Annotated in this window: 19 protein-coding genes and 2 tRNA genes; 7 read left to right on the forward strand and 14 right to left on the reverse strand. The window is 36.6% G+C overall.

Annotated features, from left to right (window positions below; genetic code table 11):
• Positions 1 to 214: 214 nt before the first annotated feature.
• From ADIARSV_RS10320 to ADIARSV_RS10355, 8 genes are all read right to left on the reverse strand, one after another.
• Positions 215 to 1,660, reverse strand: a complete 1,446-nt coding sequence (locus tag ADIARSV_RS10320) for a hypothetical protein (RefSeq protein ID WP_016195450.1) — start codon at positions 1,658 to 1,660, stop codon at positions 215 to 217.
• Positions 1,661 to 1,721: 61 nt separating this feature from the next.
• Positions 1,722 to 4,469: a TonB-dependent receptor plug domain-containing protein gene (locus ADIARSV_RS10325; RefSeq protein ID WP_040299723.1), complete on the reverse strand. Its 2,748-nt coding sequence runs from the start codon at positions 4,467 to 4,469 to the stop codon at positions 1,722 to 1,724.
• A 101-nt stretch (positions 4,470 to 4,570) separates the two neighbouring features.
• On the reverse strand, positions 4,571 to 6,988 hold the full coding sequence (locus tag ADIARSV_RS10330; RefSeq protein WP_016195452.1) for a glycoside hydrolase family 3 N-terminal domain-containing protein: 2,418 nt from the start codon (positions 6,986 to 6,988) through the stop codon (positions 4,571 to 4,573).
• Positions 6,989 to 7,338: 350 nt separating this feature from the next.
• Positions 7,339 to 7,515 (reverse strand): glycoside hydrolase domain-containing protein, encoded by a 177-nt coding sequence (locus ADIARSV_RS10335; RefSeq protein ID WP_152439834.1) that lies wholly within the window; start codon positions 7,513 to 7,515, stop codon positions 7,339 to 7,341.
• Between the two features lie 225 nt (positions 7,516 to 7,740).
• Positions 7,741 to 7,814 (reverse strand) — tRNA-Asn (locus ADIARSV_RS10340).
• Positions 7,815 to 8,058: 244 nt separating this feature from the next.
• Positions 8,059 to 8,916 (reverse strand): alpha/beta fold hydrolase, encoded by an 858-nt coding sequence (locus tag ADIARSV_RS10345; protein WP_016195454.1) that lies wholly within the window; start codon positions 8,914 to 8,916, stop codon positions 8,059 to 8,061.
• Between the two features lie 28 nt (positions 8,917 to 8,944).
• A complete protein-coding gene (locus ADIARSV_RS10350; RefSeq protein WP_016195455.1) occupies positions 8,945 to 9,730 on the reverse strand; it encodes a DUF72 domain-containing protein in 786 nt (261 codons plus the stop codon).
• Between the two features lie 11 nt (positions 9,731 to 9,741).
• Positions 9,742 to 10,785 carry an NAD(P)-dependent alcohol dehydrogenase gene (locus ADIARSV_RS10355; RefSeq protein WP_016195456.1) on the reverse strand — a complete coding sequence of 348 codons (1,044 nt, stop codon included), beginning with the start codon at positions 10,783 to 10,785 and terminating at the stop codon, positions 9,742 to 9,744.
• Positions 10,786 to 11,039: 254 nt separating this feature from the next.
• Here ADIARSV_RS10355 and ADIARSV_RS10360 point away from each other — a divergent pair, with 254 nt between their 5' ends.
• Positions 11,040 to 12,533, forward strand: a complete 1,494-nt coding sequence (locus ADIARSV_RS10360) for a M14 family zinc carboxypeptidase (RefSeq protein ID WP_016195457.1) — start codon at positions 11,040 to 11,042, stop codon at positions 12,531 to 12,533.
• 137 nt (positions 12,534 to 12,670) lie between these two features.
• Here the strand turns inward: ADIARSV_RS10360 and ADIARSV_RS10365 are convergent, their stop codons facing one another.
• Both ADIARSV_RS10365 and ADIARSV_RS10370 read right to left on the reverse strand, forming a co-directional pair.
• Positions 12,671 to 12,922 (reverse strand): hypothetical protein, encoded by a 252-nt coding sequence (locus ADIARSV_RS10365; protein ID WP_016195458.1) that lies wholly within the window; start codon positions 12,920 to 12,922, stop codon positions 12,671 to 12,673.
• A 148-nt stretch (positions 12,923 to 13,070) separates the two neighbouring features.
• Positions 13,071 to 13,147, reverse strand: a tRNA-Asn gene (locus tag ADIARSV_RS10370).
• 128 nt (positions 13,148 to 13,275) lie between these two features.
• Between ADIARSV_RS10370 and ADIARSV_RS10375 the strand changes: the two genes are divergently transcribed.
• On the forward strand, positions 13,276 to 14,196 hold the full coding sequence (locus tag ADIARSV_RS10375) for a PfkB family carbohydrate kinase (RefSeq protein ID WP_040299761.1): 921 nt from the start codon (positions 13,276 to 13,278) through the stop codon (positions 14,194 to 14,196).
• 124 nt (positions 14,197 to 14,320) lie between these two features.
• Here the strand turns inward: ADIARSV_RS10375 and ADIARSV_RS10380 are convergent, their stop codons facing one another.
• From ADIARSV_RS10380 to ADIARSV_RS10395, 4 genes are read right to left on the reverse strand one after another with little or no spacing between them, the layout of a single operon-like run.
• A complete protein-coding gene (locus ADIARSV_RS10380) occupies positions 14,321 to 14,560 on the reverse strand; it encodes a cytochrome b5 domain-containing protein (protein ID WP_016195460.1) in 240 nt (79 codons plus the stop codon).
• Positions 14,560 to 15,243 (reverse strand): lycopene cyclase domain-containing protein, encoded by a 684-nt coding sequence (locus ADIARSV_RS10385; RefSeq protein ID WP_016195461.1) that lies wholly within the window; start codon positions 15,241 to 15,243, stop codon positions 14,560 to 14,562. The genes ADIARSV_RS10380 and ADIARSV_RS10385 overlap by 1 nt, the downstream gene beginning before the upstream one ends.
• Positions 15,236 to 15,799 (reverse strand): hypothetical protein, encoded by a 564-nt coding sequence (locus ADIARSV_RS10390; RefSeq protein WP_152439835.1) that lies wholly within the window; start codon positions 15,797 to 15,799, stop codon positions 15,236 to 15,238. The genes ADIARSV_RS10385 and ADIARSV_RS10390 overlap by 8 nt, the downstream gene beginning before the upstream one ends.
• Positions 15,751 to 16,587, reverse strand: a complete 837-nt coding sequence (locus ADIARSV_RS10395; protein WP_040299727.1) for a phytoene/squalene synthase family protein — start codon at positions 16,585 to 16,587, stop codon at positions 15,751 to 15,753. The genes ADIARSV_RS10390 and ADIARSV_RS10395 overlap by 49 nt, the downstream gene beginning before the upstream one ends.
• 72 nt (positions 16,588 to 16,659) lie before the next feature.
• On the opposite strand from ADIARSV_RS10395, the gene ADIARSV_RS22520 reads away from it, so the two are divergent.
• From ADIARSV_RS22520 to ADIARSV_RS10410, 5 genes are all read left to right on the forward strand, one after another.
• Positions 16,660 to 17,616, forward strand: coding sequence for a phytoene desaturase family protein (locus ADIARSV_RS22520; RefSeq protein ID WP_016195464.1), 957 nt, complete (start codon positions 16,660 to 16,662; stop codon positions 17,614 to 17,616).
• A 101-nt stretch (positions 17,617 to 17,717) separates the two neighbouring features.
• A complete protein-coding gene (locus ADIARSV_RS22525; RefSeq protein WP_016195465.1) occupies positions 17,718 to 18,143 on the forward strand; it encodes a phytoene desaturase family protein in 426 nt (141 codons plus the stop codon).
• A 9-nt stretch (positions 18,144 to 18,152) separates the two neighbouring features.
• Entirely contained in the window at positions 18,153 to 18,929 is a 777-nt protein-coding gene (locus ADIARSV_RS23035) for a mechanosensitive ion channel family protein (RefSeq protein ID WP_016195466.1), read from the forward strand.
• Between the two features lie 17 nt (positions 18,930 to 18,946).
• Entirely contained in the window at positions 18,947 to 19,243 is a 297-nt protein-coding gene (locus ADIARSV_RS23040) for a hypothetical protein (protein WP_016195467.1), read from the forward strand.
• Positions 19,244 to 19,266: 23 nt separating this feature from the next.
• Complete coding sequence (locus tag ADIARSV_RS10410; protein ID WP_016195468.1) at positions 19,267 to 20,511, forward strand: ABC transporter permease; 1,245 nt, start codon at positions 19,267 to 19,269, stop codon at positions 20,509 to 20,511.
• Positions 20,512 to 20,574: the final 63 nt, after the last annotated feature.

Genomic DNA, 20,574 nt, shown 5'->3' on the forward strand with positions numbered 1-20,574 from the left:
AAATTGATTTAGCAAAATGAATAAGTTTGTTTTCTTTTTGTTGATGGAATGCATTTCTTTTATAGCAACAGTACAATTTATATCACCTATAAAATTTAAAGGAATGTGGCAAATTTATATTTGCAGATCGGCCCTATTTCTTTCTGATTCATCTATAAAAACATCAGCATAATTAACTGGTCGCTCGCCAAAATCGTGTTATTTAACAAACTATTTATTTGATCTTTATAATTGTATTTCCAGCACTGTTCCCAATTATCGCTCCGTTTGTTTTAATGCTACTTGAATTTACCTTAGGTCTAATTTCTACCGGTAATCCTGTATAATTATTTAAAACAAGATGAGTTGACGCTCCACTTCCTATTGGTGAAAAAGGATTAGACCCAGATGATCTGGTAGCACCCAAAATAATTGGATAACTTTGCTTTTGTGGTTTGTTTTCCCAGTTTCTAATGGTTATTACATGATTATCGCCAGCAATACAAGCAACTGCATGCAGTTTTGTAATGGCTACGTTGGGAATTAAATAAAGCTCTGCTTTAGATGTTGCGCCATCATTAATGTAAAGCAATGGCCCATTAACTGCATCTCCCCTGCTATTCTCTACATTTACTCCAGTAATATTAAAGCCAGATTCGCATCCAGTTGCCTCAGAATCTTTAATTACCATTTCTTCTTCAACTTTTGTAAAAGCAAAGCCAATACGTGTATTCTTGGCCTTACAACTAATTGCACTTACTGCTCCAGTACTTCGTTTATTAACCCCACCTCCGCCATAGGTACGGAAACCACATTCGCTTAATGATTTTGTATAACCGGGTGTAATTGCATTTTTTCCTTCGTAGTTTTTATATACCGATTCAAAATTTAAGTCAAAAGCAGGACCCGATTTTTCGGCAAGCATTTCATCAGTAGTTCTTGTAAAGGCTTCGGCATAACAATCTTTAAAAAGCACATTTCTACCACCTTGTACAAAAAATAAATGCCCAAAAGATTTAGATATTACCGTACACCTATCAATAAGAACATTAGTACCGCTAATTAACATTCCACTGTGTTTTTTTAAGCTACTTATGCTCCCTCCACCTTTTCCAAGTAAATCGCCATAACCATAAGGATAAGAACCTTTTACATTTAAGGTTACATTTTCTATTTTCACATCTGTACCTTCTACTGTAAAAGAATTTCCTCCTTTGGCAGGGAACTTATCTCCAATATCTGTAATAGTTAAACCATTTAGTGAATTTTTATTTCCTGTAACATAAAATTCGATCACATATTTCCCGAAAACATTTAACAATTTTGTATTCACCTCTATGGTTACCCCTGTAAAATCATAAGTATTATTGTTTCCGCTGAAAGTAATCATAGCTGCTCTGTTTATCACATCGGCTGTTGTATTATTTATTACTTTTTGGGTTAAATAATCTTCCATTTTATAAACTCCAGGAAGCATTTTCACCTTCTGATTAGAATTAGCGGCAACACTAGCAAGTTCTTTAATGCTCGAAACGATAAGTGAATCTGAAATATTTTGAGATTTAAACCTTTTTACCTTACTACTGTTTAACCCACCAACATCTTCAGTAAACGGCTTTGCATTTACAATAAAAGCAACACCCGCTAAAAGGCTTAATGCCAACAAATATTTTTTTCCCATCTTGTTTATAATTAATGTCTCAATAAACCAATTCTATTATTTGAATAGTACACTGGTGATGTTAATCTTTTTTAACTAATATATGAGATTTACCGGATCCCAAATAGCCTTGCAAATCATCCCCTTCAATGTGAATGGAATAATTACCCACATGGTCCGAAGTGAAAAAACTTAGCTTAGCTATTCCATCTTTATCAGTTATAAAATTAGGTTCCCAAAATATTGTAGAACGCAAATCTGCTATACTTACTTTAGTGCTTAATTGATATTTAGGCGAATAGAATTGTTTTGGCAAAGAAAAAGCCATAGGTTTAAATAGATAGGTACCAACAGCTTTCTTTAAAAAAGGCCCTACTCCACCTCGTGTAGTAACTTCCAAAAAAGCATGTTCAATTGGATAATCTAAGGGATTACGGTACTCGATAACATATTTCACAACATAGCCTGGGCTTTTCATCAACTCAATTCCTTTTATATCTTCCGCGTCGTAGTAATTAAAATAATCATTAAAATAAGTGGATAAATCAACCCCTTCAGGTTTAAAAAACTCAACATCAACTCCATCTATAATTAAATGTAATTTTTGAGAATTTATACTGTAAGAACCATGACCAGTTTTGTTATATCTAAGAGTAATTTCGGGTATTTTTTTTCTGATTAAATCCCCCAATGTAGCCTTTCCTTCCTTTTGAATAACTTTTTCGTCTAAAACTAAATCTGCTTCGCCGGGACCATTTAAGTTTTTAGAGTCTTTAACCATTTTTTTTGCGGTAACTGATACCTCTTTCAGCATATTACCCTTCAATAGAAGATTTCTGTTATTATTTAATGCTAACTGATCTTTACCATTTAAAAATTCATTCTTATTGATATATACATTCCACGGAATTTCTGCTGGAAATTCTTTTGTGAATACCGGTGGATTAAACTCCTCTACTTCTATGCCCACATTAAAGCTTTTATTATGTTTGTTTTTTGCCTGAATAAAAAATATAGCGGAATCTCTTGGGAAGATATTTTTGTAAACAAACCTGCCTAAAGAGTCGGAAGTGGTTTCTAAAATTTCAAATGGCTTTTTTGAGAGCAAAACAATATCTGAATTTGCTATAGGTTTATTAAAGGCATTACTGACTTTTCCTTTAATCTCAAATTCTTTTTCGGCTTCAAAATTTAGTTTTCTTTTGACTGCAAAAGTTTTGTCCATCGCATAATTTACCCAGCCTTGGCTAAGTAGCAAATTATCTAAATTTTGCCACTTTATCTTATTATTAGTCACATCAGAATAATAATTAATATTTTCAATCTCGCCCTTTAAATGCGAGGATAAATTCATATAAGTAGTAATTGCCTGGTAGTTTAGGCTGTCGTTTCCTGCAAAAAAATCATCGGTTACTGCTAAAGAGAAACTTCCAGACACAGGTTTCCCGTGCTTATCCGAAACTTTTATAGTTAAACCTACACTATCTCTTTGATAATAAATATTTTTATCATTTGATACTTCAATTTTCAAATTATCCTGATGATCAATATATACCAATCTTTGGATTACGATTTGTTTTTGTTGGTTAACAAGCAATAATGCAGTAATGCCTGTTGGAAATAAGCTTTTGCTTATTTTAAAGTCCAACTGCTTGCCAGCTATACTAGGCATAGAGGCATAACAAATAATATCCCTTGCTTTTGCCAAAAAACAATAATCCGGTGAATTTTTACTTTTACTAATTCTGACCAACAAGCTATCAGAATCTAAGGAATTGTCCACTTGTAAAACACATCCTTCGTCTTTAATTTCGGGCAAGGAAAATATCTCTTTGGATGGCGCACCGTTACTGGGTTTTAGTAAGACATAATATTTTTTACCGCTACTAGGTTGTAAATAAAAGTATCCTATGCCATTATGACTAGAGGAAAAATCTAAGATTTTTTTAGAATTTCCTTCTTCGTATAATTCTCCTGCTACCGAGGTGCTCAGTCCTAAAGAATTGATTGCTTTAAACGCAATTTTAGATTTAATACCGTTTACCAATTCCCCACTTTCGGGCATAAATTGTAAATCGATATCCAAGTTGCTATTTAATAGCAAAGGAAAATTAGAAATTTTGTTCTCATCGCCTTTTTTAAGACTTTTAATACTTAGAACCAATTTCTGTTTGTTAACCTTATCAGGAATGTTAGCTGTAAAATTTACATTCCCAGTAACATCTGTTCTCAATTTATTCTTTTGCAATCTTCTCTTATCATCTCTTAGACTCAGTTCTAAATCATTTAAGATTATTCCATCGCTTCCAAATTTTTTGATATTTAAATCAACAGAATATTTATTACCAGTACTATCTTCTAACTTACTATTATAAGCGACAAGCCAGTCTTGGTTATTGATATTAAAAGTCTTTTGAAATAAAGTGGCTTCACCAAAATTCCTCATCCAATTGGTGTAAGCCCTAAGAATATATCTTCCTGTTGGATATTCATTCCCATCTAAAAAAAACTGCCCAAAACTAATCCCATTCGCTACTGGCAGCATCCATCTTTTCATTACAAAATTACTATCGTTAGCTATTTCTACGTATAATATCCCACTTTTTATACTAGGAGTTAAATAATTGGCATTCAATATATACGCCTTAAACCACAAGGTATCATTTAGATTGTAATCTGATTGGTTTGTATGTAGATAGATTTTTTCTGCAGGGTTTTCTTGAACAAACTGATTGGACGAATACACCAAGTTTTTCAGATTACTCTTATCTTGACTAAAGGCAAATACAGAAGTAAACAAGAATATGATTAAAGAATATGAAATTTTCATCGTGAAATGCATTCAATTTATCAATAATACCAACTAGATTTCCTGAGATTAGAACCAAATGTCAATCTAATAAAATGCTAAAAATATTAATTTTAGTATTTTCAATCTACCCAAAAACTCTTTGACAATTTGATATCTTCAGAAGAAGTGCCAATTCTTAACTCAAATTCTCCTGGTTCTACTGTCCAATTCATATTTTTATCCAATAGCTCTAAATCTTCGGGCTTCAGGGTAAATGATACCGTTTTGCTTTCTCCAGGATTTAAGCCTACTCTTTCAAAACCTCTCAATTGGCTATCGTAAGTAATTACACTGCTTACTTTATCTTTGATATAAAGTTGAACGATTTCATCTCCTTTGCGTTCGCCTGTATTTTTGATATCCAAAGTTATTTTTAATTCGCCTTGGGTTTTGATTTTATCGGCACTTAATTTCAAATTGCTGTAAGCAAATGTGCTATAGCTTAAGCCATAACCAAAAGGGTAAAGTGAGCCATTTACCCTAGTTTTACCGAAACCATTTGAGCCAGTTTTAGGTTGATCTGCTTGTGAAGCAGGTTTGAATGGAAAATTAAGTTCAATTTGCCCAATCGATTTTGGGAAAGTGACGGGCAATTTACCTCCTGGATTATAATCGCCAAATAAAGTTTCGGCAATTGCTTGCCCTCCAAATGCGCCAGGAAACCAAGCTTCTAAAATAGCTGGGACATATTTATTGGCCCAATTAATGGTTAATGGCTGCCCGTTAATCAACACTAATACAACAGGTTTACCGGTGGCATATAGTGCTTCCAATAATTGTTGTTGTCTGCCTGGCAAATCCAATCCCGATCTTGACTTACTTTCTCCTGTTCTTCCGTCATCTTCCCCTAAAACGGCAATAATCACATCGCTTTTTTCTGCTTGTTTTACCGCTTCTGCAATATCCAATTTCTCCTTATCAGTTAAAGGATAGTTCATAATTTCACTATCAGGCCAATTCGCATCAATTACATCACAACCTTTTGCATAACTCAAATTAACAGAATTTCCTAAATAGTTTTTAATCCCATCGTAAACGGTAATTAAATCTAAACTAGTGGGTCCGTACCTACTTACCATATAATCGTCTTCTTTGGCTAAAGGGCCAGTAATGAAAACATTTTTTAGCTTCGATTTATCAAGTGGCAATGTTTTATTATCGTTCTTCAACAATACCATCGATTGCTTTTGAATATCCAATACAAAATCTTTATGCTTATCGGCACCTACTATTTTATCGGCCGCTTTGGTATCTTTAACATAAGGTTCATCAAACAAGCCCAACTCAAACTTTACCCGCAATACATCCGCAACCCGGCTATCTAAAGTCTTCATGGAAATACTGCCTTCGTTTACTAATTCCCTTAAAGGCAAAATAAAATCTGCCGCTGGAGTAAAATTGGTACGAACATTTAAACCCGCTTCAACTACCTGACGTACAGCTTCTTTATAAGTATCCGCAACATGATGTTTGGAATATACATATTCTACAGCCTCACTATCAGATACTATATAACCTGTAAAACCAAATTGTTGGCGTAAAAGGCTAGTTAAAAAATAATAGCTTGATGTTACTGGTACACCGTCATAATCGTTATAACTACTCATAACACCCATAGGATGTGTTTCTTGAATCACCTTTTTAAAGGGATATAAAAATAATTCATGCATTTCTCTGGGCGCAACATGTGGGTCGGTACGGGCGTTGCCATCTCTACCGCCTTTAGGGACGCTATATACTGCAAAATGTTTTAAGGTTGCTGCTACTCCTTGCCCTTGAATACCATTTACCATCTGCTTACCCATTTCAGCAATTAAATAAGGATCTTCGCCGTAAGTTTCTAAAACTCGTCCCCAACGTGGATCTCTGCTTACATCTAAAATTGGTGCATAAATATTGGTATAACCCAGAGCTTTAGCTTCTTTACCTACAATTTCACCGGCCTTTAAGACCAATTCTCTATTCCAAGTACTGCCAATCCCGATTGGAGCGGGCAGAGGAGTAGCTTTGGTATGGTTTAAGCCGTGTATGCCTTCGTTGGTAAAATCAACTGGGATTCCCATTCGGGTTTCTTCAATAAACCATTTTTGTGTTTTATTTATGGCATCGGCATGGTTACTAAAGGGATAAGTTAAATTATTTTGATAATAACTCCCTCCTCTTATTACTCCGTTATTTTGCTCGTCTATATTGGCAATACCATCTTTCCAGATTTCATTTTTCCAACTGGCTACAGGTAAAGAATCTTTTAAAACCCTGTGATAACCATAAAGTGTAGCCAATTGATTGGTTTTTTCATTCACATTCATCAGCGAAAGCAAATTATTTATCCGCTCGTTGATATTGGATTTAGGATTTTCAAAAATATCCATCACACCATTCTTGTTAAAATCTATCCAACCTTTATGGTAAATATTACTTTTGTTTTGTGCATTGGCTGATCCAAAAATTAGAAACAGAAATAAAGGAAGTATTTTCCCTTTTTTAATAAGTGTCATAATTAATTTATATTTGGGTTAGCCTTCCCAGAAAAGACTTATTAATGTATTAATCAAAATTAACAAGATAAAAGCTTTAAATCAATAACCCTAACTGCTTGAAAATTTGATTTAGATAACTAAAATATCTCAATATTAATGATGTGATAAATATAGGTTAAATTGATTTAGTAACACTAAAATTCATACGAATGTTTATATTTTATGCTGTTGCTTACGATAAAGATAAAACTAAGGAGTATTTCCCTACTTTGGATTAGGTCTTTTCCCAAACTAAAATTCTAATTTTGCAGCATCCATTAATTCTTGATAAGTAATATAAGCTTTAGGATGAGGTTTTCCATTTACTTTTAAGGATTAAATGTATTTTCCTTTTTCCTATTACCATTCGTTTTAATTCCTACCTTTTTACCGTTTTTTAGGGTTATTACAGCATTTTTTAATAAGAGACTGCTGATCATGTATTCGTTAGACACAGGATTAACAGGATAGAAACCTAAGGACGCAAAAACATACCAAGTACTCATTTGCCCAGCATCATCATTTCCACTCAACCCACCGGAAGCCCTACATGACTAGATTTTTCTGTAACGATTTTTCGAGAAGTTTAACATTTTTTGATGTGAAACTTGACGGATAATAGCAATTGAGAAACTGTTCGAGTGGTTAGGAGAATTCCTAATAGCAAACAAAAACCCCATTCTATTGCTAGAAATGGGGTTTTTTGCGATTCTCGGACTTGAAAATCTGAGCTCCCAAGACTGGGCTCGAACCAGTGACCCTCTGATTAACAGTCAGATGCTCTAACCAGCTGAGCTACTTAGGAGTATTTCTGGTTATGTTTGGTTTGCTAATTTACATTGGCAACCCTCATTATTTGAGATTGCAATATTCGGCATAAATATCTAATATTGAAAGCCCTACGCGTTGATATTTACACAAAAAGCCGTTAAGTATTCATAACTAACCGATTAAAATTTAATAATGGCCTCATATGGCTTAAAAAGTCATAATTTCAGTCCTAACATCCTAATCTATTATCACAGGATAGTTCATTTATAACTCAATTATTAAGTATCCACGTTTATCTGCAAAACCACATCATTGATTACCTGTGGAGATTTGAATATTTTATCATGACCAACGCCTTCATAACATACAGCTACAACCGCAGGATTTCGCGCAAGGAATTCGGCAATATATGCATAAGGAGAAATGAGGTCTTGCGAATCATAAGCGATCCAATGTTTAACTTCAGCATTCATGTGATATAAATCAACTAAATTATAGGCAGATGCCTGACCTTTGAAGAGCTGTTCAAATTTTTCAAAAAAGTTATCCTGAGCTACTTTAGTTACACCCACGCTATCCATACTGAACTGAAAGTTTTCTTTTAGCCGGATAAGAGGTGTTAAACTGATTAAAAGAGATGGAAGAATTCCGGTTTCATGTATTGCCAGCGTATTTGCCATGGCACCTAAGGAATGCCCAATTACGATTTTAGGTACAAAACCATTCCTTAATATTGCATTAACAGCTTGCACATATAGCCCTAAATTAGAAAGATCGCCTTCAGAACTTCCATTACCAGGCGCATCAAATGCGACAATCTCGATATCGGGCATTGTCCTAAATGTAGTAATCAGCTCGGCAAAATCAATTGCTTTTGATCCCCATCCATGGGTTAAAAGTACTTTATGTTTTCCAGATCCCCATTTAAATACATTAAAGCGAAGTTCTGTAGCACTAAATTCCGCGTCGTATACGCTTAAGCTAAACTTAGTCGCCTCATCAAGCAGATTTTGCTGAAGCAGGCGAACTGGCATTTTAGGTGGATAACAAATCAACTGCCAAAGTAAATCAGACCTATCTGTTCCCTTTTCCTGTGCGTCTTTAATATCTTTAATGATCTGTTTTAACCTTTTCATAATTGAAATAAGCGCTATTTTAGGGTAATCATTCTGAATAAAGAAAACTATTTAACGTCTTCAAGTTATCGACAGCATCACCCATGGTATTGTTAAAATAGACATAAACTACTTTTCCGGCATCTTTCCATTCCTGAATATATTGAGCATACTCATATAAAAAAGACTCGGCATAACTTTCTCTGTAATTACCATTTGGCCCATGGAATCGTACATATACAACGCTTCCAATTACATCAGTAAAGGGTGTTGCTGAACCTGTTTTATCGTGAATTACCATACCTGCATGGTATTGATTTAATAGATCAAAAGTACTCTCTTGGTACCAGGAATTATTCCGGAATTCCAATACCACCTTCCATGTATCATCAGGATCTGCATCCTGTATACACCTCAATAATTGGTCTACTTTTTCTAGGCTTAGTATCTTGATACCTGGTGGAAATTGCACCAGCAAACATCCCTTTTTATGTCCTACTTGCGAGATGGTCTTTATGAAACGATCAACATCTTCAGGGTTAAAATCAAGCCCTTTGATATGCGTTATTTCTTTCCACAGTTTAAATGTGAAACGAAAATCCTCTGGAACTTCAGATGCCCACTTAGCGACAGTAGAGGCCATAGGCACTTTATAAAACGAGCTGTTAATTTCAACACTATTAAACAAAGTGCCATAATAGGTCAACCGACTTTTATCTTGAAATTCCAGAGGGTAAAATTGCTTACTTGGAAAGGGCAACACGATGCCACTGGTACCTGAAAAAAACAAAGTTTTATCCCTGCTTTGTATTTGATCCAGGCTCCTTTCTTCCAAAGTACGTTATATTATAATGTAGCCAAGTCAATAACAAACCGATAGCGAACATCACCTTTCACCATACGATCATACGCAGATTGAATATCTTTTATATCAATCATTTCTATGTCTGAAACGATATTATTCTCTGCACAGTAATCTAACATTTCCTGAGTTTCAGCAATTCCACCGATGCCTGAACCAGCTATACTTTTTCGTCCGCCCAGTAAACTAAATGCAGAAAATTCGTTAGGCTTTAAAGTGACACCTACACAAATCATGGTACCGTTCGTTTTCAACAAAGATAGATACATATTGAAATCATGGTCAGCTGATACCGTATCTAAGATAAAATCAAATGATCCCAGTGCAGCTTTTACTTGCGCTTCATCAGAAGTGACAACAAAATGATGTGCTCCTAATTTTTTGGCATCTTCTTCTTTTTTAGGAGAAGTACTCAAAACGGTTACTTCGGCACCAAAAGCAACACCAAATTTAACGGCCATGTGTCCTAATCCGCCTAACCCTAAAACAGCTAATTTATGACCCTTCCCTACTTTCCAATGTCTTAATGGAGAATAAGTAGTAATACCGGCACATAGTAAAGGGGCAACTGCAGCCAGGTCTAATTTGTCGGAAATGTGAAGAACAAATTCTTCTCTAACCACAATTGTTTTGGAATAACCACCATAAGTAGGCGTTTTACCATCCCGCTCATAGCTATTATATGTTCCCGTATTACCTTCCAGGCAATATTGTTCAAGATCCTGTTTGCAGTTTTCGCAAACCTGACAGGAATCTACCATGCAACCTGTACCTGCTAAATCGCCTACTTTAAAATTTTTGACATGATCACCTACTTTTACTACCCGACCAACAATCTCATGACCAGGAACCATTGGGAATATTCCAGGGAACCATTCGTTTTTAATCTGAGACAAATCAGAGTGGCAAACCCCACAAAATAAGATATCAAACTGCACGTCATGAGGACCAACTTCTCTTCTTTCAAAGGTCCATGGGGCTAAAGGAGTTGTAGGAGTTTGTGCTGCGTATGCTTTAGTTTCTGTCATTTTTATATTATATTTAATGATTTATAAATTAGTGAGCAATTGACGTCAATACATTTAGCTTCAAAGCTAATTATATCGCTCTCAAGTCTATGAAAAGAGTGAAACATGATATTTAAATTATTAATACTCTATTTTAATCTTTCGAATACTAAACGTATTATTCAACTTGAAGTTTTGTTTATAAAAGTAAAAGCGGCAATCAGTTATTTAAATCTTGTTTTTCTAAATTGCATTTTATATCAACGGTTTATTTTATGAACAAAAAGCTATTCATCATACCTGCTTTAATCATTCCAATATTGCTTCTTAGCTGGAGTATGAGGAAAAAGTTTTCCCGTCCAGAGATAGAAACAACCACTATATGGCAAAACTATTCGCGTTATAAAGAACCTGCGCTAAAAAACAGGATGTTTAAACATAGCGATCTACTACCCCTTATTCAAAAACATGTCAATTCAAAACTTTTCACATCTGAGATCTTAGGCAACTCCTTTCAGGGAAGAAGTATCAATCACTTAAGCATCGGCAAGGGTAAAATTAAAGTGCTGTTATGGTCCCAAATGCATGGCGATGAATCTACAGCAACAATGGCCTTATTTGATATCTTCAATTTCCTGTCCGTCAGTGATGATAATGATGACTTCAGGAAATTTATCCTGAATAACCTGGAATTGCATTTCGTACCCATGGTTAATCCTGATGGAGCAGAAAAATGGAAAAGAAGGAATGCGCTTGATATTGATCTTAATCGTGATGCTCGTGCGTTAACTACACCGGAAGCAAAGATCTTAGCGCAAATAGCTGATAAGATCAAACCGCAATTTGGCTTTAATCTGCATGATCAGAGTAGTCTTTATTCAGCTGGTAATACGAAACATCAGGCAACGATTTCTTTTCTTGCACCGGCATATAATTATTCGAGAGACTTGAATGATGTGCGAACAAATGCGACTAAGCTGATCGTAATGATGAATCGTACCTTACAGAAGTACGCACCTGGTCAGGTAGCAAAGTATAGTGATGCGCATGAACCAAGAGGGTTTGGCGACACCTTTCAGGGTAAAGGTATTTCAACTGTACTGATTGAATCTGGCGGTTATCCAAATGATCCGGATAAACAGTATATCCGAAAACTGAATTTTTATATTATCCTAAGCGCATTACATTCTATTGCTCAAAAGTCCTACGAAGATGAAGATATCGAGGACTATGCGGCCATTCCTGAAAATACAAGGTTTGTGTTTGATCTTGTCGTTCGAAATGCAGAGATCACTAAGGGTGGCTATAAATACAGAGCCAGCCTGGGGATTAACCGTGCCATTATTGTAGACACTGATTACAGGAGTTTGAGCTATCGCGGTAGCTTAGAGGAATTGGGTGATATGGGAAATAATTTTGGCTATGAAGAAGCTGACGCAAGTTTATTACTCTCTCTACCAGGCAAGATCAAAGTATTGAAGAAAGTAGAATGGGATAATATGTCCTTTGAAGAAGAAAAAGTGCTTATTCAACAAGGGTATCTATTTGTTAAGTTTTCGGACAAAAGATCCTCTTCAGGACCTATTAAAAACAGGTTGTTAAACCTAACAAATAGTTCAACTGCAAACCCTGAGGCTATTGGTTTAGGCCGATACCCTAACTTTATTTTAGCGGATCAGAATAAAAAACCTGTTTATGCGGTATCAAATGGTTTTTTAATTGATCTGACTAAGGAAATTAAGGCTTTACCTAATTCTTTTGGGTATTGATTTACACTAAAAAGAAATGAATTAATACATTGTATCACGCGCATTGATACGCTATAGCTCGAAATCTCTATTTGAAAATATACACAGATACCTGTTGTCAGGGCACCTCTACTTGAGACACCTTGTATCAATATTATTTACTGTCTTAGAATTCTTTGCAGTACTTGTTTTTTACCATCTATTGACTCTTTATATTTTAGGCCTAAAATATTTGTTACCAGCGGATATACATTTACATTCTCAAAAGAAGGAATATGAATCCCTGCTTTAAAAACTGGTCCCCAGGCATAAAAAGCAGCATGCATATTTTTGACAACCTGAGGATCAAAACCATAATACCCAAAACCGGGCTTACCTTTTGAAAAGACTTTTGGCCAATCTTGTATCATTAAAATATCACCAATATGGCATCAATAGTACCAGTAGCCAAATTTTGAATTTATAATTCAATGTAGCTATGTTTAGATCTTAATTTTTAACAGCGTAATACACGGTAATAAAAAAGGGCAAGCGACCGTTTTACCGTGCTTGCCCGTTTGGCTCCCAAGCCTGGACTCGAACCAGGGACCCTCTGATTAACAGTCAGATGCTCTAACCAGCTGAGCTACTTAGGAGTATTACCCTTTTTCAGCGTCTTTGCTACTCTTTTTAACAAGAACAGTATTGCTGTGTTTGGGATTGCAATATTCGGGATTTTAATTTATTTATGCAATATTTGCTGAAAGTTTTTTTTAAATATTTTATGAGCTTAGTTATTATAGGTACTGTGGCTTTCGATGCAATCGAAACTCCTTTTGGAAAAACAGACAAAATCGTCGGAGGAGCAGCAACTTACGCAAGTTTAGCTGCCTCCTATTTTTGTGATAATGTAAAAATCGTTGGTGTTGTTGGAGACGATTTTAACGAGGAAGATATTAAAGAATTCAAAAACCATGGCATAGATGTGGAAGGTTTACAAATAAAAGAAGGAGAAAAATCATTCTTTTGGGCAGGTAAATACCACAATGACATGAACAGTCGCGATACACTTGCCACTGAATTGAATGTCCTTGCTGATTTTGACCCTATTATTCCGGAGTCTTATCAGGATTGTGAATATCTTCTTTTGGGAAATTTAACTCCACAAATTCAACAGACTACCATCAAACGCATGAAAAGCCGTCCCAAGTTAATTGTATTGGATACGATGAACTTTTGGATGGACGTTGCAATGGGCGACTTAAAAGAAACGCTAACCATGATTGACGTGCTAACCATTAATGATGCTGAAGCCCGTCAATTGTCTGGTGAATACTCTTTAGTTAAAGCAGCTAAAAAAATCATTGCAATGGGACCAAAATACCTAATCATTAAAAAAGGAGAACACGGTGCTCTTCTGTTTGATGAGGATCGCGTGTTTTCTGCCCCTGCGCTTCCTTTAGCTGAAGTATTTGACCCTACTGGTGCTGGTGATACCTTTGCAGGTGGATTTATCGGCTACATGGCTAAAGTTGGTTCAGTCAATTTCAATAATATGAAAAACGCAATCATCTTTGGATCTGCATTAGCATCCTTTTGTGTAGAAAAATTTGGCACGGAAAAAATTAAAAACCTGACTCAGGAAGAAATTAAAAGCCGCATTAAAGAATTCGTAACCCTAAGTAGCTTTGTATTGGAAGCATAGTTAACTAATAAAAGTTTTTTAAACATTTGAGGCTTTATCAATAGTAAAAACCATGTATTGATTTATTACTATTGATGAAGCCTCTCTTTTTTTAAGCATCTAAAACTTTTAATATTTTCTAACCCTACCTTATTTGACCAATCTTTTTAAACCTTAAAAAAACCAATTCTGTATGTGGAGCATCAGCAAGCTCCTCTGTTAGATCTTGTCCGGCCCAATGTTCATAATGCGTACCATTTTTCCATAACCTGCTTTCTGTAACATCGTAAATCACGCCATTTAAAGCTACCCAAATCTGTGGTTTATCTTGTCCATTTCGCAATGCAAGCTGTGACCGGGTATAAAAAGGCAATTCCTCTTCCATTACAATACCTGAGCTCTTTTCTTAAAGTACTCAAAAAACAAGACGTTCATTAACAACATAGTTAATGAATAAAAGTGATCTTCAAAAGGAATAGTCCCTACTCGAAAACCTACATTTTGGGCATCATTATACAACACTACAGGAATAGAAGTCAATAAACCATTCACAATATAAAATGGCACTAATGAAATTAGATAGGCTAAATAAAAGCGACCAAGAAAAACCGGTTTCCGAATATATACGTATAAACCAATGAGGAGTAGCAATCCAAAAGTAATCAGTGTATACACCCGGTCATAATACATACTCAACAGTACCGCAGACATGACAACCAATACTAACGTAATCCATGAACTAAACCGACCCAACAGATCCTTTTTGAGATACTCATTTAAACATGCGTAAATAAATATACAGGAAAATGGAACAGTCACAAAGAACAGAATCTCTTCTAAAGGCAGGTTCAGAAAATATAACCCTATCACATACTGATCATTAAAAGACCAAACATGGTAAAGTGTAAAAATATAATCCCATAATAAAAACGAGAGTCCAGTCAACAAAAGCCCTGGAAATATATGCTTCCAGCTCTTATAAAAATGCACTCTTTTGTCAAAGGATAAAAGCACCGGAAATAGTACGGTTAGAAAATTGATCAGCAGGTAGGTATAATGATCATTCATGTTGAACTGCCCCTCTTAGTATGCCCAGTTCCTGAGGAGTAAACCTCTTGGAGTAACCAAAAAAGTCAACCATATCTTTCAAAAGCCGCTGATCGACAGACCCATACCCTTGTTTACCAATCAGCTCCACAATTTTAGCCTTGTCTTCTGGCAGATTTTTACTCATCCCCAAAAATGCAGGAATATAATGTTCTATGCTAAACCGTAGAAACCTGATCTCCAGATTGTCCGGACTCAAAGCTACTGCTCTACCCAAATCAATCATGCCACTTTTCAAATAGGCCAGTTTATGATATGGATTCCAGGCATGTTTAGCCATCAGTGTCTGTGCGGAACCATAATAAGCCAGACAAACCGGACTTATTCCCTGATCCTTTTTCATCCGGGCATAGAAGTTCTCAGCGACGCCTTTATTGTCCACTGCTTCATAAAACTCCAATCTAATCTTTTTAATATCCAATGCCATTGTTGAAAAAGGCAACAATAAAAGTAGTAAACAAAACCTGATCATATTCCGATAACCCTCTCTGTAAACAATGCCCTGGCCATTAACCATAATTTTCTTTTATCTGATACACGTATTCTTTTACTGGATAATGTCTTGGCCGGATTATCCTTAATCTTATAAAAAAGATCAAGATAATATATATAAGCAACATAAACACCTGCCCTTGACTTACGTGGAAGTCCCCTTATCCCGATCAAAGCAGCATCAAAATCACTTTTAATATCCGCTTCTATATCCTTTTTATCCTCTTCGGTAAAACAAAGAAAATCTATCCCCGGGAAATAAACCCTTCCCTTATCTTCAAAATCAGATCGAATGTCCCGCAAGAAATTGATCTTCTGAAATGCTGCTCCTAGCTTTTGCGCATTAGGCAATAACGAATTATACAAATCCGTCTGTCCATTACAAAACACCTTCAAGCACATCAATCCTACCACTTCTGCCGAACCATATATATATTCATTAAATAAACGTGGTGTATAGGTAACCTTCTCCAGATCCATTTCCATTGATTTAAGAAAAGCCTCTATCAGATTCCGGTCAATATGATATTGGTTTACCACTTGCTGAAATGCATGTAGTACCGGATTTATACTCACTTTCCTTTCAATGGCCTCAAACGTATCTAAACCAAATTGCCGGATCATTTGTACTTTATCAAAGTCATGAAAGGTATCAACGATTTCATCAGCATATCTTACAAAACCATAGATAGCATAAATAGGGTTATGAAGTTCCTTATGAAACGCCCTGATTCCCAAGCTAAAAGAGGTACTGTACGTTTTGGTAATAATCTTACTACACTCAAAGCAAGTGTAATTATATAATTCCATCATAAATTAGGCGCATCATTTACCAATTATACGGAATTTTGCTTTAATTGTTTTTACGAGTACATTTACCTTCATATGGGCACCTCTACAATAGCCATTATCGGCTCTGGTTTTTCAGGACTTTCAGCTGCGTCTATTCTTGCAAAAGAAGGACACACCGTAACTATTTATGAAAAGAATGACCAGGCTGGCGGTAGAGCACGCACATGGTCCAAAGATGGCTTTCACTTTGATATGGGACCAAGCTGGTATTGGATGCCCGATGTCTTTGAAAACTTCTATGCTTTATTTGGAAAGACTGCTGCAGACTTTTATACTCTTAAAAGACTAGATCCCTCCTACCGTGTTTATTGGGCCAATAAGGAATTAACTGATGTTCCTGCAGGCATGCCTCAGTTGAAAGCACTTTTTGAAACCTTAGAACCGGGTGCCTCTGCAAACCTTGATACCTTTTTGCATCAGGCAGAATATAAATACACCACAGGAATGGGCGACTTTGTATTTCGTCCCTCTCATTCCATCCTCGAATATGTTGACCTGAAACTCATTAGTGCCAGCTTTCGTTTACAACTCTATACCAGTTTACGCAAACATGTAGGTTCTTTTTTCAAACATCCTAAAATAGTCAAGATCCTTGAGTTCCCGGTTCTCTTTTTAGGAGGAACAGCTAAAACCACGCCCGCTTTATATAGCCTGATGAACTATGCGGACCTCGCCCTCGGAACCTGGTATCCCATGGGTGGCATGAATGAGATCGTTAAAGCCATGGTTTCCATTGCAGAAAGTAACGGCGTTAAGATTGTGTTGAATGCAGAGGTAAGGCACATTAGGGTTAAAGATGGAATAGCACAGGGTCTTGAAACAGATAAAGGTTTCCAGCAAGCCGATGTCATCATTTCCAGTGCCGATTATCAGTTTACCGACCAGCATTTACTGGATAAACCCTATCAAAGTTATACTTCCGAATACTGGAATTCACGTGTCCTTTCGCCCTCCTCCCTGCTGTTTTATATTGGCGTAAACAAAAGGTAACCAATATCCAACACCACAATCTTTTCTTTGATGAGGACTTTGGCAAACATTCCGATGAAATATATAAAACACCACAATGGCCTGAAAAACCATTATTTTATGTGTGCTGTGCCTCTAAAACAGACGATACCATCATTCCCGAAAATGGTGAAAACCTTTTCTTCCTCATTCCTGTGGCACCAGGATTAACCGATACAGAAGCAATCAGGGAACAATACTTCGACCTGATCATGGATAGGTTTGAGGAAATCACAGGGCAATCTATCCGCGATTCCATCGTTGTTAAAAGAAGTTATGCCATCAGCGATTTTGAGAAAGACTATCATTCGTTTAAAGGTAACGCGTACGGACTGGCTAATACGTTAGCACAAACAGCCTTTCTTAAGCCAAAGCTTAAATCGAAGAAAGTTAAAAATCTCTTTTATACCGGTCAGCTTACTGTTCCCGGCCCAGGTGTTCCTCCTGCTATTATATCAGGACAAGTCGTTGCTAAAGAAGCAATACTGCTTTTAAAATCACAACTTTAATACTACTGCATGGAAAATTGGACTTCCTTTTTTAAAAACACACCCGACTTTATCTGGAACATTGTACTTGTTCTCATAGCGATTTTTATAGGCCTTTTAATCCGGTTCATCCTTACAAAAAGCATCCGCCTGTACTATCGGCGTACAAAAGTTCATACATTCCCTGAAATCATAAAAAGGCTTTACCGCCCTGCCGGATTCTTTTTCCCATTGATCATCATCAATGCGGCAATTCCATTTATGAAAATGGATAAAATCCCCTTGGCAAACACAGATCGAATTATCGAAGTTTCCCTAATGGTCGCTTTTGCAGCTATGCTCATCAGCACCATAAAAGTTTTCGAATCTGTCATCTACCATATATACGACATTTCCCAGGAAAACAACCTAAAAGCCAGAAGAATAAGGACTCAAATGCAGTTCGTCAGACAGCTTTTAGTGGCCATTATAGTTGTGCTTACCATTGCGGCCATACTTTTAAGCTTTGAAAATATGCGCAAACTAGGAACAGGACTTTTAGGTGGTGTCGCTATTGGTGCAACCATTTTGGGTTTTGCTGCGCAACAGTCCCTGGGGAATCTCCTGGCAGGGTTCCAGATTGCTTTTACACAGCCTATCCGTATTGACGATGTGCTGGTAGTTGAAGGCGAATGGGGACGTGTGGAAGAAATCACCCTAACCTACGTAGTACTTCATATCTGGGACCAGCGGAGATTAATTCTTCCCATCAGTTATTTCATACAAAACCCTTTCAAAATTGGACCAGAAGCTCTTCAGACATTTTAGGTACGGCCTTCTTTTATATGGATTATTCTGTTCCTGTCGAAAAAGTACGGGAAGAACTTTCACGTTTACTTCTTTTATCTCCATTATGGGACAAAAAAGTAGATGTACTACAAGTTACTGATACCAAAGAAACGACCATAGAGATCCGCGCATTAATGAGTTCCCGCAATTCTGGCGATGCATTTGATCTGCGTTGCTACGTACGGGAGAACCTTATTGCATTTATAGAAAAGAATTACCCGAACAGTTTACCACGAACCCGTGCAGAAATCAAAGGCATGGACTGTAACAATTCGTTGCCTGCCGCACTCTAATAATTCGTTAACCATTGCGCAGCATGCCGGTAAATAAAAACTATAAAGAAAATGTAAGAGTTGCATTACAATCTGTAAAAGGCAATAAATTACGTACCCTATTAACCGCTGCAATTATTGCGATCGGGTTAATGGCCCTTGTGGGAATTTTAACATCAATAGATGCCATCAAGAGTTCATTAAATAGCACCTTCTCCAGAATGGGAGCCAACTCATTCACTATCCGAAACAGGGGTGGTGGTATCCGTTTTGGTGGTCCTGGTGAACAGCCCAAAAATCACCCTAGTATTACTTATCGGGAAGCTATCGCATTTAAACAACGGTTTGATTATCCGGCCGCTGTTTCCGTCAACACCTTTGCATCACAAGGAGCAACAGCCAAATACGGCAGTGAAAAGACAAATCCAAATATCAATATCATTGGTGGCGACAGAGAATACATTACCACGGGTGGGTATTCACTTTCTGCAGGACGTAATTTCTCTAAAGCAGAGATCGATTATGGCACCAATGTGGTTATTATTGGTGAAGAACTGAACATACGTCTCTTCCCAAATCTGAACCCTGTTGATAAATTCATCCTACTAGGGAACAATAAGTATAAGATCATCGGGGTGTTTGCAAAGAAAGGATCAGGCGCAGGTTTCGGTGGCGATAAGATCTGCGTAGTGCCTTTAGCCAAAGCTCGTCAGATCTCTACTATGAGCAAGCCTAGCTTTACCATTGTGGTGATGAGTAACGACTCCAGAAGCAGCGAAACTACCATTGGTGAGGCTACCTCACTATTTAGAACGATCAGAGGACTGAAAGCCGGAAAAGAAGACAATTTCGAGATCACAAAAAGTGATGCTATTGTTCAAACCTTGCTTCAAAACATTAAATGGGTTACTATGGCAGCTATTGTAATCGCTTTCGTCACACTTGCAGGTGCATCTATTGGATTAATGAACATCATGCTCGTATCCGTTACTGAGCGTACCCGTGAAATAGGTATCCGTAAAGCTATAGGTGCGAACCCTACCCTGATTCGTCAGCAATTTTTATATGAAGCTATTGTTATCTGTCTGATTGGTGGTATCGCAGGAATTATCCTTGGCATCCTAATCGGCAATGTAGTTGCTCTTGCACTTGGTGCAAGTTTTATTATCCCTTGGTTATGGATGATTACTGGTGTAGCCATCTGTATTTTTGTAGGAATTATATCGGGTATTTACCCGGCATCTAAAGCATCAAGACTCGACCCCGTTGAGGCATTAAGATATGAATAAATAAAAAGCCCGGTTCATTAGAACCAGGCTTTTATTAATATATAATGCTTATTCAGCTAATAA

This window comes from Arcticibacter svalbardensis MN12-7, from assembly GCF_000403135.1.
GTDB classification, from domain to species: Bacteria; Bacteroidota; Bacteroidia; order Sphingobacteriales; family Sphingobacteriaceae; genus Arcticibacter; species Arcticibacter svalbardensis.